The following is a 12,539-nucleotide window of genomic DNA, read 5'->3' as shown; positions in this document are numbered from 1 at the left end:
GAAGTGCTCCCCGGCCCCAGCCTAATCGAAACCGTCAGCCCGCGATACTTCCTTGACCGCCGTCACGGTCTCCGGCGAGCCGCGCCATGCGTTGGGCGTCGGCGAGCACCCCGCGGAGCAGCCGGAGCTCGCGCTCGTCCAGGTCGGCGCGGTTGAAGATGCGGCGCAGCTTGCGAAGGGCGCTGTCGGGTGTGCGGCCCTTGTGGAAGTCGATGGCGTCGAGCGTTTCGGCGAGCTGCGCGTAAAAGCCTTCGAGCTGCTCGTGCGACGCCGGCGGGTCGCGCGGCTCGGCCGGCCCGGGGGCGCCCGCGCGATCCAGCAGGGCCATGCGCACCTCGTAGGCGAGGACCTGGACGGCGGCCGCGAGGTTGAGCGAGCTGTACCCGGGGTTCGCGGGGATGTGCACCGCCGCGTGGCAGAGGTGCAGCTCCTCATTGGTGAGTCCGGTGCGCTCACGGCCGAACACGAGCGCGACGTCGCCGTCGTCCAGGCCACCCGCGAGCCGCCCCGCCGCCTCGCGCGGGCTCAGCTCGGGCAGCGCCACCCGGCGGCTGCGGGCGGTGCACCCGAGCACGAGCCGGCAGCCGGCGAGTGCCGCCGCGAGGTCGGGCGTCGTCGCGGCGCCGGCGAGCACGTCGTCGGCCCCGGCCGCCAGCGCCTGCGACTCGGCGTTCGGGGCGACTTCGGGCGCGACGAGGACCAGCCGTGACAGGCCCATGGTCTTGATGGCACGGGCGGCGGAGCCGATGTTGCCAGGGTGCTGGGTGCCGACGAGGACGATGCGGACACGGCCGGCGGCGAGGTCGAAGGGGTCGGTGCTCATGCCCTCAATGGTAAGCTTCGCGCCCCGCCATCGAGGGCGGATCGCTCTTTTCAAAGGCCGCGCGCCGGATCACACCATGCAGAAACCCGCCATCACCTTGATGATCAAGGCCGCGCGCGCCGCCGGCAACGTCCTCCTCCGCCACATGCACAAGCTCGACGCGCTGAACGTCGTCGAGAAGGACCGCATGGACTTCGCGAGCGAGGTCGACGGACTGGCCGAGAAGGAGATCATCAAGGAATTCCGCCGCGCCACGCCCGACTACGCCATCCTCGGCGAGGAGAGCGGCCCCCTCAACACCGGCGCGCGTTCGCGCTACACGTGGGTGATCGATCCACTCGACGGCACCAGCAACTACCTGCGCGGCATCCCGCATTTCTGCGTATCGATCGCCCTTTGCGAGAACGGCGAGCCGATCAACGGCCTGGTCTTCGATCCGCTTCGCAACGAGATCTTCCACGCCACGCGGGGCGCGGGCGCCGTGCTCAACGACAAGCGCATCCGCGTCGCCGACCGCCGCGACCTGTCCGGCGCGATGCTGATCACCGGCTTCCCGCCCCGCGAGCGCGAGCGCGCGAGCGCGCAGCTCAAGACGGTCGATTCGCTGCTCGGCACCGCCGAGGACATCCGCCGCACCGGCTCCGCCGCGCTCGACCTCGCCTACGTCGCGGCCGGTCGCGCCGACGCCTATTTCGAGGCGGGCCTGAAGCCGTGGGACATCGCAGCCGGCGTGCTCCTCGTGCGCGAGGCCGGCGGCAAGGTCGTCGACTTCCGCGGCCGCCCGATGGGCCCGATGGACAATCGCGGCCTCGTCGGCCGTCCGCTCGTCGCCGGCAACCTGAAGGTGACGGACGAGCTGCAGAAGCGGATCGTGGACACGGGTTACGCCGCGACGTTCGACTGAGGTATCGCGCGGCCTCGGCCGGTCGGCGAACGGAATCGGCGGGAGCGCGTCTGCGGCAATCGGAGCGCGCCACCGATCGGCGCCCGCGACATTCATGCTCGGCCAGCGACGTGTGTCCGGCTAACGCATCTATGCCGCCGCCGTGCCGGTATCAGGCCCGCCCGGTCTTCTGAGGAACGATCCCACGCGGCGGCACGCCGCTCCAGGCCGCGCGGCACTGGAGTGCCCATCAACCGCGCGCTTCACCTGCGTATCCCGCCGTAGCGCCCGACGAGGCGCACGCACCCGCGAGTACGTCCCCAAAACGCACGGGGCCGCTTCGCGCGGCCCCGTGGATACAGCGCAGGGCTGCGCTCAGGGACGACGCGCGAGTGCTTCCTCGTCGCGGACCTTCGGCATCAGGTCCTGCTTGCTCGCGCCCAGCCACAGCAGCAGCGGGCAGGCGACGAAGATCGACGAGACGGTGCCGACCACGATGCCGATGATCTGCGACTCCGCCATGCCGCGCAGCGAGCCACCGCCGTACAGGTAGAGCGCGACCACCGTGAGCAGCGCGACGAACGACGTGATCACCGTGCGTGAAAGCGTCTGGTTGATCGATGCGTTCAGCACCGCCACCGGCTCCGCGCGCATGCCGCGGAAATTCTCGCGCACACGGTCGAAGACCACGATCGTGTCGTTGATCGAGTAGCCCATCACCGACAGCACGCCGGCGAGCACCGTGAGGTCGAACTCGTGCCCTGTCAGCGCGAACCAGCCCAGCACCACCACCACGTCGTGGAGCGTGGTGATGATCGCGGCAACGGCGAACTTCCACTCGAAGCGGAACGAGATGTAGATCAGGAAGCCGACCACCACGAAGACGAGCGCCCAGGCGCCGTTCTCGAAGAGCTCGTCGCCGACCTGCGCACTGATCTCGGCGCTGCTGCGGACCTGCGCCGGGTTATCCGGCGTGGATGCCGCCTTCGCGATGTCGGCGGTCAGGCTGCTCGCACCCGTGCTCGCGCCTTTGCGCGGCAGCCGGACGAGCAGCTCGTTGCTGGCGCCGAACGCCTGCACCTGCGCGTCTTCGAACCCGGCGCCGGCAAGGCGCTGGCGGACCTGGTCCACCACCACGGGCTTGGCGAACTGCAGCTCGATGCCCGTGCCGCCGCGGAAGTCGAGCGCGAGGTTGAAGCCCTTCGTGACCATCGCGCCGATGGCGACGAACATGATCAGCGAGAGCACGACGAGCGAGACCCAGCGCAGGCGCATGAAGTTGAATGCGCTGTCGTAGGGGAAAACGTTGAACGGCTTCATGGGGACGTCCGGAAGAGGTCGGGCGCCGGCCGGAGCCGGCGCCGGGGGGTCAGATCGCGAGCGACTTCAGCTTGCGGCGCCCGCCGTAGATCAGCGAGGCGATCGCGCGCGAGCCGGACACCGCGGTGTACATCGACGTCAGGATGCCGACGATGAGCGCGACGGCGAAGCCCTTCACCGGCCCGGTACCGAAGGCGAACAGCGCGATGCCCGCGAGGATGGCCGTGAGGTTCGCGTCCGCGATCGTGCCGGCCGCCTTCTCGTAGCCGGTCGCGATCGCCGTCTGGGGCGGAAGCCCCGCACGCAGCTCCTCGCGTATGCGCTCGTTGATCAGCACGTTCGCGTCCACCGACATGCCCACCGTCAGCGCGATGCCCGCGAGACCCGGAAGCGTGAGCGTCGCGTTCGCGATCGACATCACCGCGATCAGCGCGAGCAGGTTGATCAGCAGCGCCAGGCAGGTGATCACGCCGAAGACGCGGTAGTAGAGCAGGAAGAAGACCAGCGCGAAGCCGAACGAGTACATCACGGCGCGCAGGCCGCGCTCGATGTTCTCGCGGCCGAGGCTCGGCCCGATCACGCGCTGCTCCACGAAGAACATCGGCGCCGCGAGCGCACCGGACTTGAGCTGCTGCGCGAGGTCGCGCGCCTCGTCGGCCGAGAGGCCGGTGGTCTGGAAGTCCTTGCCGAAGACGCCCTGGATCGTCGGCGAGCTGATCACGCGCTCCTCGCGACGGGTGCCCTGCACCTCGCGGCCGCCCACGATCTCGGTGACCGGCACCTGCTCGACATAGACCGTCGCCATGCGCTTGCCGACGTTGTCGATCGTGTGGTCGAGCATGCGCTGGCCGCCGGCGCTGTTGAGCGTGATGCTCACGCTCGGCTGGCCGCTGCGCTGGTCAACCGCGGGAATCGCGTTGACGAGCTGCTCGCCCGAGACGAGCACCCGCTTGGACAGCAGCAGCGGACGGCCCTGCCCGTCCTTGTAGACCCGTGCGCCCGGCGGGACGGACTGCGTGGCGAGCGCCGTCGCGGCCTCGGTCTCGTCACCGACCACGGCCCGGAATTCGAGCGTGGCGGTGGCCCCGATGCGGCGCTTGGCTTCCACGGTGTCCTGCAGGCCGGGCAGTTCGACCACGATGCGGTCGGCGCCCTGGCGCTGGATCACCGGCTCGGCGACGCCGAGCGCGTTGACGCGATTGCGCAGCGTCGCCAGGTTCTGGTCGATCGACTCGCGTGCGATCAGCTGCAACTGCTCCGGCGGCAGCGTGAGAGCGATCTCGCCACCGTTGACCTCCGAGCGGAACACCGGATACGACTTCTGGAGGAGCTCGATCGCCTTGTCGGCGTCGCCCGGCTGCGCCAATGCGATGCGCAGCGAAGCGGGTCCGGTGCGGCCGACCGACGTGGCGCGGACGCCGGCGTCGCGGAGCATCACGCGGATGTCCTCGACGAAGTTCTCGACGCGCTGGTCGAGCGCCGCCTTCTGGTCCACCTGCAGCACGAAGTGCACGCCGCCCTGCAGGTCGAGGCCGAGCGGCATCGCCTGCGCACCGATGGATTCGAGCCACGCGGGCGCGGTCGGCGCCAGGCTCAGCGCGACCTGGAAGCGATCCGCCTCGAGCGGGCGCAGCACGTTGGCCGCGCGGTTCTGCGCCTCGGTGCTGTCGAGGCGCACGAGCACCTCGCCGTCCTCGATCGCGACCGAGCGCGGGCGGATCCCCGCCTCCGCCAGCAGCGATGCGGTGCGCGCGCGCAGGGGCTCGTCGACGGTCGCGCCCTTGGGCGCGGTGACTTGGACGGAGGGATCCTTCTGGAACACGTTCGGCAGCGCGTAGAGCGCGCTGAGCACGAGGACGATCAGGAGGACGGCGTATTTCCAGCGCGCGTAGGTCAGCATCGAAATTCCAGCGGCTCCCCGCCGCGTCTCAAACCGGTTTCGGGGCGGCTCAGGCCGCCTTCAAGGTGCCCTTGGGCAGGACGTTCGCGATCGCGGCCTTCTGCACGCGCACGCGCACGCCGTCGGCGACCTCGACGGTGACGAAGTTCTCGCCAATGTCGGCGACAGTGCCGGCGATGCCGCCGGAGGTGAGCACCTCGTCGCCCCGCGCGAGCTTGTCGAGCATGCCCTTGTGTTCCTTCGCACGCTTCATCTGCGGGCGGATCATCAGGAAGTACATGACGCCGATCAGCACGAGGAACGGCAGGAAACCCAGGATGCCGCCACCCGGGCCCGGCGCGGTCGCAGTCTGGGCATGGGCGGCGGGGATGAGCAGGTCGAGCAGCGACATGGCGGTATCCGGCGAAATCGACTCCGGATTATGCCATGCGCCAGCGACCGTCCGGCCCCGGGGCCCGTTCAGTCGGCCGCGCCGGCCCGCCGCGCCGCGTAGAACGCGTCGCGGAAAGCCGCGAAGCGCCCGGCTTCGATCGCCTCGCGCATGCCGGCCATGAGCCGCTGGTAGTAGCGCAGGTTGTGCAGCGTGCCGAGCATCGGGCCGAGCATCTCGTTGCAGCGGTCCAGGTGGCGGAGGTAGCTGCGCGTGTAGCCGTTGGCGCAGGCGTAGCAGTCGCAGCCCTCCTCGATGGGCCGCAGGTCGCGCTCGTACCTGGCGTTGCGCACGCGGACGGTACCGGTCGACGTGAAGTAGTGCCCGTTGCGCGCATTCCGCGTCGGCATCACGCAGTCGAACATGTCGACGCCACGGGCGACGGCCTCGACGAGGTCCTCCGGCCGGCCGACGCCCATGAGGTAGCGCGGCCGGTCCTCCGGCAGCTGCGGCGCGGTGTGCTCGAGCATGGCGTTGCGCTCGGCCTCGGTCTCGCCCACGGCGAGGCCGCCGATCGCGTAGCCGTCGAAGCCGATCGCCTTGAGGCCGTCGGCCGAGCGCGTGCGCAGGTCATGGTGGACGCCGCCCTGGACGATGCCGAACAGCGCGGCGTCGTTGCCCTCGTGCGCGCGCTTGCTGCGCTCGGCCCAGCGAAGCGAGAGCTCCATGGACTTGCGCACCACCTGCGGATGCACCGGCTTGCCGTCGATCTCGACCGGTGGGCACTCGTCGAAGATCATCACGATGTCCGAGTCGAGCACCTTCTGGATGCGCATGCTCTCCTCGGGGCCGAGGAAGACCTTCGCGCCGTCGGTCGGCGAGGCGAACGTGACGCCCTCCTCGGTGATCTTGCGGCGGTGGGCGAGCGAGAAGACCTGGAATCCGCCGGAATCGGTGAGGATCGGCCCGCTCCAGCGGGTAAAGCCATGCAGTCCGCCGTGGTCGCCGATGACGTCGAGCCCGGGGCGCAGGTAGAGGTGGAACGTGTTGCCGAGGATGATCTCGGCGCCCAGCTCGCGGACCTGCCGCGGGGTGACGCCCTTGACCGAGCCATAGGTGCCCACCGGCATGAACGCCGGCGTCTCGACCGTGCCGCGCGGGAAGGTCAGCCGCCCGCGGCGTGCGACGCCGTCGGTGCCGAGGAGCTGGAAGGACATGCGGCTCATGGGGTCACTCGTTCTATGGACGGCGGCCGTGCCGCTCAGTCGGCCGCCGCGTGCAGCAGCATCGCGTCGCCGTAGGAGAAGAACCGGTAGCGCGCGTCGACGGCGTGTCGGTAGGCCTCGAAGACGCGCTCCTTGCCCGCGAACGCCGAGACCAGCATCAACAGCGTGCTCTGGGGCAGGTGGAAATTGGTGATGAGCGCATCGACCGTCGTGATGCGATAGCCGGGCAGGATGAAGAGCCGTGTCTCGCCTGCGAACGGCAGCAGGTCGACGCGGCCGTCCGCATCGCGGCGCGTGGCGCTCTCCAAAGCGCGCACGACGGTCGTGCCGACCGCGATGACGCGCCCGCCCGCCTCGCGCGTGCGACGGACCTGCTCGACCAGCGCCGCGCCCACGTTGATCCACTCGCTGTGCATCACGTGGCGGCTGACGTCGTCCTCGCGCATGGGCTGGAACGTGCCGGCGCCCACGTGCAGGGTCACGTGGCCGAACTCGACCCCCATGGCACGCAGGCGCTCGAGCAGCGGCTCGTCGAAATGCAGCCCCGCGGTGGGTGCCGCGACCGCACCGGCCTCGCGCGCGAAGACGGTCTGGTAGCGCTCCGCATCGTCCGCGCCGGGCTCGCGCTGGATATAGGGCGGCAGCGGCAGGCGCCCCGCGTGCAGCAGCCAGGACTCGAGCGGCTCCGGCACGTCGAAATCGAGCTCGAAGAAGGCGTCGTCCCGGCCGAGGACCCGCGCCGTGCCGCCCGCGTCGAGCTCGATGAGCGCCCCCTCCTTCGGGGTCTTGCTCACGCCGAGCTGCGCCCGGGCGCGATTCCCGCCGAGCAGCCGCTCGATCATGATCTCGACGCGCCCGCCCGTCGCCTTGCGGCCGAAGAGCCGCGCCGGGATCACGCGCGTGTCGTTGAAGACCAGCAGGTCGCCAGCCCGCAGCAGCGACGGCAGGTCGCGGAAGACCCGATCCTCGAGGCCACCGGATGCGGCGTCGCGCACCACGAGCAGCCGGCTCGCGCTGCGCTCGGGCAAGGGCGCCTGCGCGATCAGCTCGGGCGGCAGGTCATAGTCGAAGTCAGACTTCTTCACGGATTCGCGGGACGTTCGGGGGCGGAGAGTTTACGTGCGCCCGTCAGCGTTCGAACTTCGCCGACAGGATGATCGCCGAGGTGGTCCGCTCGACCCCGTCGATCGCGCCGATCCGGTCGGTCAGCGCGTCCATCGCCTCGACGCTGGGCACGACCCCGAGGGCCATCAGGTCGAACGGCCCGCTCACCGAGTGCAGTGCCCGCACCTCCGGCAGCGCGCGCAGCGCCTCCGAGACGGCCGCCATGTGGCGCGGAAGCACGGTGATCATGATGTGCGCGCGGATGTACCCGCGCTCGACCCCGTCGGCCACGCGCACGGTGTAGCCGGCGATCACGCCGTCGCGCTCGAGCCGATCGATGCGGCTCTGCACCGTCGTGCGCGACAGCCCGAGCCGGCGGGCGATCTGGGCGGTGGACGCCCGCGCGTTCTCGCGAAGGACGCTCAGGAGCGCCTCGTCGGACTCATTACTGGGCATATCGCCGCAGGGGTTCGTCGAATTGACGAATTATGGCATTTTTTCGTCGAAATCGCGCTACCAACCGACGACAGCTTGCCGGACAATGGCCGCTTGCCATGTTCCCGGGGGAGAAACCATGACCGTGCTCGACATCCTGCGCCCGTTGCGTGACCGCCGCGGAACCCGACGTACCGAGGGGCTCGACGATGCGACGGTCGTGCGTTTCGCCGACTCGCATCCGGAGCTGCGCGAGGCGATCGAGGCGGCCGCCGCGGAGTTCGCCCGCGTGCAGGGCGACATCGCCGACCTGCTCGACCTCGACGAAGACGAGCAGATGCGCCGCGTGCAGGCCGGCTATGTCAATTTCTATCCCGACGACGCGGTGAATCCGTACGTCGCCCTCGCTGCACGCGGCCCGTGGATCGTCACGCTCAAGGGCGCGGTGCTCCACGATTCCGGCGGCTACGGCATGCTCGGCTTCGGCCACGCGCCGCAGGCCGTGCTGGATGCGATGGCCAAGCCGCAGGTGATGGCCAACATCATGACGCCCTCGCTGGCTCAGCTGCGCTTCGACCGCGCGATCCGCGCGGCGATCGGCACCTCGCGCGGCGGCTGCCCGTTCGATCGCTTCTTCTGCCTGAATTCCGGCTCCGAGTCGGTGTCGCTCGCGGCGCGCATCGCGGATGCGAACGCGAAGCTGATGACGGACCCCGGCGCGCGCCACGCTGGCCGCACGATCAAGCGCCTCGTAGTCAAGGGCAGCTTCCACGGCCGCACCGAGCGCCCTGCCCTGTATTCGGATTCCTCGCGCAAGACCTATGCGCAGCACCTGGCGAGCTTCCGCGGCGAGGACTCGGTGATCACGGTCGAGCCTTACGACGTTGACGCCTTGCGCCGCGCATTCGCCGACGCCGACGCGAACGGCTGGTTCATCGAGGCGATGTTCCTCGAGCCGGTGATGGGCGAAGGCGATCCGGGCCGGAGCGTGCCGCGCGCCTTCTACGACGCCGCTCGCGAGCTCACCCGCGTGCATGGCGCGCTGCTGCTCGTGGACTCGATCCAGGCCGGCCTGCGCGCGACGGGCGCGCTCTCGATCGTCGACTACCCGGGCTTCGAGGATGCCGAGGCGCCCGACATGGAGACCTATTCGAAGGCGCTCAACGCCGGGCAGTACCCGCTCTCCGTACTTGCCGTCGGGCGTCGCGCCGCGGACCTCTATCGCAAGGGTCTGTACGGCAACACGATGACCACCAATCCGCGCGCGCTGGACATCGCCTGCACGGTGCTGGAGCTGGTCACGCCGCAGGTGCAGGAAAACATCCGCGCACGCGGCGCGGAGGCGGTCGCACGCCTGGACGCGCTGCGCGGCGAGCTGGGCGGGCTCATCACCAAGGTGCAGGGTACGGGCCTGCTGTTCTCCTGCGAGCTGGCGCCGGAGTTCAAGTGCTACGGCGCGGGCAGCACCGAGGAATGGCTGCGCGAGCGCGGCATCGGCGTGATCCACGGCGGCGTCAACTCGCTGCGCTTCACGCCCACGTTCACCATCACCAGCGATGAGCTGGACCTGGTGGTCGGCATGGTGCGCCGCGCGCTGCTCGAAGGACCCCGGATCGAGCAGGCGGTCGCCGCCTGATCGACACAAGGAGGCCGGGGCGACCCGGCCTTCGTCGTTTCAGGCGCTGCCGCCGAGGTGGATCGCCGCGGAGAGGATCGCGAGCAGCGAGCCGACGAGCACGACGATCCACGTCAGCAGCGTGCCCCAGAAGCGGCCCTTCGAATAGCCGGCGGAGGCGCCGAGCCCCGCGGCGTGCGCGAGCCGCGCGCCGAGCAGCACGAGTCCGAGCGCGGCGACCGCCACCTTCGCCAGGCCGCCGAGTTCGAGCAGCGCCAGCAGTACCAGCGCGAAGGGCACGTTCTCGATGAAGTTCGCATGCACGCGTATGCGCCGCAGCAGCTCGGGATCGCCGCCGTCGCCGAGTCCGATCTTGCGGCCGCGCCGCACGCGCACGATCGGCCACAGCAGTGCGAGCAGGAGCAGGCCGTGCAGGCCTGCGATCAACAGGGTGACGACGGGCATCAGGCCTTGCCTCCGGTGATGGCGCGGACGAGGAACCACAGGCCGACGAGCGAGCCGACCGCAACGGCGATGAACCACGGCCGGAGCAGCTCCACCGGCCTGCGCGTCGCCGCGGCGATGTCGATGGCCGGACGCACCGGCGCAGGCGCCGCCGCAGCGCGTGCACTGAGCGCCCAGGCGCCACCCCGCAGTTCCACCTTGCCGGCCAGTGGCGGCAGCACGAACTCGTGCCACGTGATGCGGACGTCGCCGATCTTGGGTCGCAGCGGGTTGTAACTGCTGCCGAGGCCGTCGCCTTCGGGCTGGTAACGCTTGGCGATCCTGCCGGGAAGACGCGAGAAACCCGGGCGCATCGGCGTCCACTGGCCCACCAGGCGCGCGACGCCGAGCGGCAGCGGCTTGCCGTCGAGGCTGATCGACTCGACCCACCACTGGCGATTGCGGATCGGCAGCCGCGCGGGATTGCGATGCGCGGCATCGAACGCGGCCGAATCGATCGGCGCGGCGTTCCACACGCGCGAATAGCCCCGCGCGTCGCGCCGCCACTGGTACATCTCGACGCGGCGCTCGAGTCCGAATGCCGACGATTCCACGCCGAAGTCGGTGTCCGTCAATACGCCGCTCGCCTTGGGCTCACCCTCCGGCGGCTGTTGCGCGTGCAATGGCGCGGCCGCCAGGAGCGCGGCGATCCACGGTGCGGCGAGCGCCCTCATGCGTGGAGCGGGCGCGCCTGCAGCGCCGCGACCTCGTTGGTGGTGCCGTACCGGCCCTCGGGCGTGCGGACCACACGCGCGAGGGCGCAGTCGGGATCATGGGTGAAGTACAGGTGCACGTCGCGCTCGAGCATCGCGTCGAGAAAGGCCCGCTTCTCGTCGATCAGCAGCTCGGCGTTGCGGTCGTAGCCCATGGTGATCGGCACATGCACCCACGGGCGTCCGGGAATCAGATCCGCGCAGAAGACGACGCCACCATGGGGCTGCCCGTCGGCGCCCGGCGCGCCGACGATCTCGGCGAGCATCAGGCCCGGGGTGTGGCCGTCGCTGAAATGGAAACGCACCGTGCTGCCGAGCGCCTCGCAATGCGGGCCGTCGACCAGCTCCAACCGGCCGGTCGATTCGAGCAGCGCCGGGAGCGCGGGGATGAAGCTCGCGCGATCGCGGTCATGGGGATCGCGTGCCCGCTCGAAGTGGCGGCGGCCGACCACGTACGTGGCATTGGGGAAGACGAGCGACGGGGCGTCGCCTTCGCGCCAGGCGGCCAGCAGCCCGCCGGCATGGTCGAAGTGCAGGTGCGAGAGGACGACGACGTCGATGTCCTCGGGCCGGAAGCCCACCTGCGCGAGTGAATCGAGCAGGACGTGGCGATCCTCGACCACGCCGTAGCGCTCGCGCAGACGCGGATCGAAGAAGGCGCCGATGCCGGCCTCGAACAGCACCGTGCGGCCCGCCAGTGGGCTCGCGAGCAGCGCACGGCAGGCGAGGTCGATGCGGCCGTGCTCGTCGGGCGCCGCCCATCGGCTCCACAGCGCGCGTGGCGCATTGCCGAACATCGCGCCGCCGTCGAGCTTCTGGCTGTTGCCCGCGATCGACCAGAGTTTCATGTGCCGCTCCCGGGCGCCGAAGACCGCATTGCAGCGCTCCTGCCCGCGCGGGTCAACCACAGGGACCGATGCGCTCCATCCGCGGGGCGCGAAACGAAAAGACCCCGCATGCAGGCATGCGGGGTCTCGCGATTCGATGGTGGCCGGGGAGGGAATCGAACCCCCGACACGGGGATTTTCAATCCCCTGCTCTACCAACTGAGCTACCCGGCCATCGCCACGGCGCGCCGTGGGAGGCGGAATGTTACGGAGTCGTGCACGCCTTGGCAAGCCGGATGGCCGGTAAACGGATGCGTCGCAGGGCCTTGGATCGGCCGCTCGCGACGGCATCATGGCGTTTCATCCGTCCTGCCGGAGCACTGCCGTGCGATCCGTCCTCCTCCTTCTGACCGCGGCACTCGCCACGGGTTGCGCGACCGGTGCCGCCACGCGCCGGGCGGAACAGCTCGAACTCTATCGCGCGCATGCCGGCGCGCCGGTGCGCAGCTTCAGCGCGATCGGCCGCGTCGACAGCTGGACGCCGCTCACCGACGACTCGATCGTGGTATGGACGTCCCCGCGGCGGGCGTATCTGCTGAGCGTGCCCGGTTGCCCGGACCTCGACTTCGCGCACGGCATCGCGCTGAGCGAAAGCGCCGGCCAGGTCCACGCGGGCTTCGACCGCGTGACGCCGCTGGGGCACAACACCATCCGCGTGCCGTGCATCATCGACGAGATCCGGCCGATCGACGTCAAGGCGTATCGCGAAGCCCGACGCATCGCGGAGCTGGAGCGTCCGCGCGACTAGGCGACCAGGCC

13 protein-coding genes and 1 tRNA gene are annotated in these 12,539 nt (G+C 70.2%); 3 read left to right on the top strand and 11 right to left on the bottom strand.

From position 1 onward, the window contains the following. Positions 1 to 34 precede the first annotated feature (34 nt). Complete coding sequence (locus ACYVJJ_RS09355; protein ID WP_460832980.1) at positions 35 to 823, bottom strand: RNA methyltransferase; 789 nt, start codon at positions 821 to 823, stop codon at positions 35 to 37. A gap of 76 nt (positions 824 to 899) precedes the next feature. On the opposite strand from ACYVJJ_RS09355, the gene ACYVJJ_RS09350 reads away from it, so the two are divergent. Further along, entirely contained in the window at positions 900 to 1,727 is an 828-nt protein-coding gene (locus tag ACYVJJ_RS09350) for an inositol monophosphatase family protein (RefSeq protein ID WP_460832978.1), read from the top strand. Positions 1,728 to 2,081: 354 nt separating this feature from the next. Here ACYVJJ_RS09350 and secF read toward each other — a convergent pair whose 3' ends face one another. The 6 genes from secF to ACYVJJ_RS09320 form a co-directional block, all read right to left on the bottom strand. Beyond that, complete coding sequence (gene secF, locus ACYVJJ_RS09345; RefSeq protein ID WP_460832977.1) at positions 2,082 to 3,026, bottom strand: protein translocase subunit SecF; 945 nt, start codon at positions 3,024 to 3,026, stop codon at positions 2,082 to 2,084. A 49-nt stretch (positions 3,027 to 3,075) separates the two neighbouring features. Further along, positions 3,076 to 4,926 (bottom strand): protein translocase subunit SecD, encoded by a 1,851-nt coding sequence (gene secD, locus ACYVJJ_RS09340; RefSeq protein ID WP_460832975.1) that lies wholly within the window; start codon positions 4,924 to 4,926, stop codon positions 3,076 to 3,078. Between the two features lie 49 nt (positions 4,927 to 4,975). After that, a complete protein-coding gene (gene yajC, locus ACYVJJ_RS09335) occupies positions 4,976 to 5,317 on the bottom strand; it encodes a preprotein translocase subunit YajC (RefSeq protein ID WP_460832973.1) in 342 nt (113 codons plus the stop codon). 68 nt (positions 5,318 to 5,385) lie between these two features. Next, entirely contained in the window at positions 5,386 to 6,522 is a 1,137-nt protein-coding gene (tgt, locus tag ACYVJJ_RS09330) for a tRNA guanosine(34) transglycosylase Tgt (protein ID WP_460832972.1), read from the bottom strand. Positions 6,523 to 6,557: 35 nt separating this feature from the next. Beyond that, positions 6,558 to 7,607, bottom strand: a complete 1,050-nt coding sequence (gene queA / locus ACYVJJ_RS09325; RefSeq protein ID WP_460832970.1) for a tRNA preQ1(34) S-adenosylmethionine ribosyltransferase-isomerase QueA — start codon at positions 7,605 to 7,607, stop codon at positions 6,558 to 6,560. Between the two features lie 43 nt (positions 7,608 to 7,650). Next, positions 7,651 to 8,082, bottom strand: a complete 432-nt coding sequence (locus tag ACYVJJ_RS09320; RefSeq protein WP_460832969.1) for an Lrp/AsnC family transcriptional regulator — start codon at positions 8,080 to 8,082, stop codon at positions 7,651 to 7,653. 118 nt (positions 8,083 to 8,200) lie between these two features. Between ACYVJJ_RS09320 and ACYVJJ_RS09315 the strand changes: the two genes are divergently transcribed. Continuing rightward, the gene (locus tag ACYVJJ_RS09315; RefSeq protein ID WP_460832967.1) at positions 8,201 to 9,697 is read left to right on the top strand and encodes an aminotransferase class III-fold pyridoxal phosphate-dependent enzyme; all 1,497 of its coding nucleotides are present in this window, start codon (positions 8,201 to 8,203) and stop codon (positions 9,695 to 9,697) included. Positions 9,698 to 9,736: 39 nt separating this feature from the next. On the opposite strand, the gene ACYVJJ_RS09310 is transcribed toward ACYVJJ_RS09315, so the two are convergent. The 4 genes from ACYVJJ_RS09310 to ACYVJJ_RS09295 all read right to left on the bottom strand — a co-directional run bounded on the left by ACYVJJ_RS09310 (position 9,737) and on the right by ACYVJJ_RS09295 (position 11,954). Then, entirely contained in the window at positions 9,737 to 10,141 is a 405-nt protein-coding gene (locus tag ACYVJJ_RS09310; RefSeq protein ID WP_460832966.1) for an MAPEG family protein, read from the bottom strand. Then, positions 10,141 to 10,854 (bottom strand): TMEM43 family protein, encoded by a 714-nt coding sequence (locus ACYVJJ_RS09305; RefSeq protein WP_460832964.1) that lies wholly within the window; start codon positions 10,852 to 10,854, stop codon positions 10,141 to 10,143. The genes ACYVJJ_RS09310 and ACYVJJ_RS09305 overlap by 1 nt, the downstream gene beginning before the upstream one ends. Beyond that, on the bottom strand, positions 10,851 to 11,741 hold the full coding sequence (locus tag ACYVJJ_RS09300; RefSeq protein WP_460832962.1) for an MBL fold metallo-hydrolase: 891 nt from the start codon (positions 11,739 to 11,741) through the stop codon (positions 10,851 to 10,853). Before ACYVJJ_RS09300 ends, ACYVJJ_RS09305 begins: the two co-directional genes overlap by 4 nt. A 137-nt stretch (positions 11,742 to 11,878) precedes the next feature. Next, positions 11,879 to 11,954, bottom strand: a tRNA-Phe gene (locus tag ACYVJJ_RS09295). Positions 11,955 to 12,105: 151 nt separating this feature from the next. Here ACYVJJ_RS09295 and ACYVJJ_RS09290 point away from each other — a divergent pair. Further along, a complete protein-coding gene (locus tag ACYVJJ_RS09290) occupies positions 12,106 to 12,528 on the top strand; it encodes a DUF6491 family protein (RefSeq protein ID WP_460832960.1) in 423 nt (140 codons plus the stop codon). The last annotated feature ends 11 nt before the right edge of the window (positions 12,529 to 12,539 follow it).

The sequence above is a fragment of the Lysobacter humi (ex Lee et al. 2017) genome, from assembly GCF_054781815.1.
This window is presented reverse-complemented; position numbering and strand designations above follow the sequence as displayed.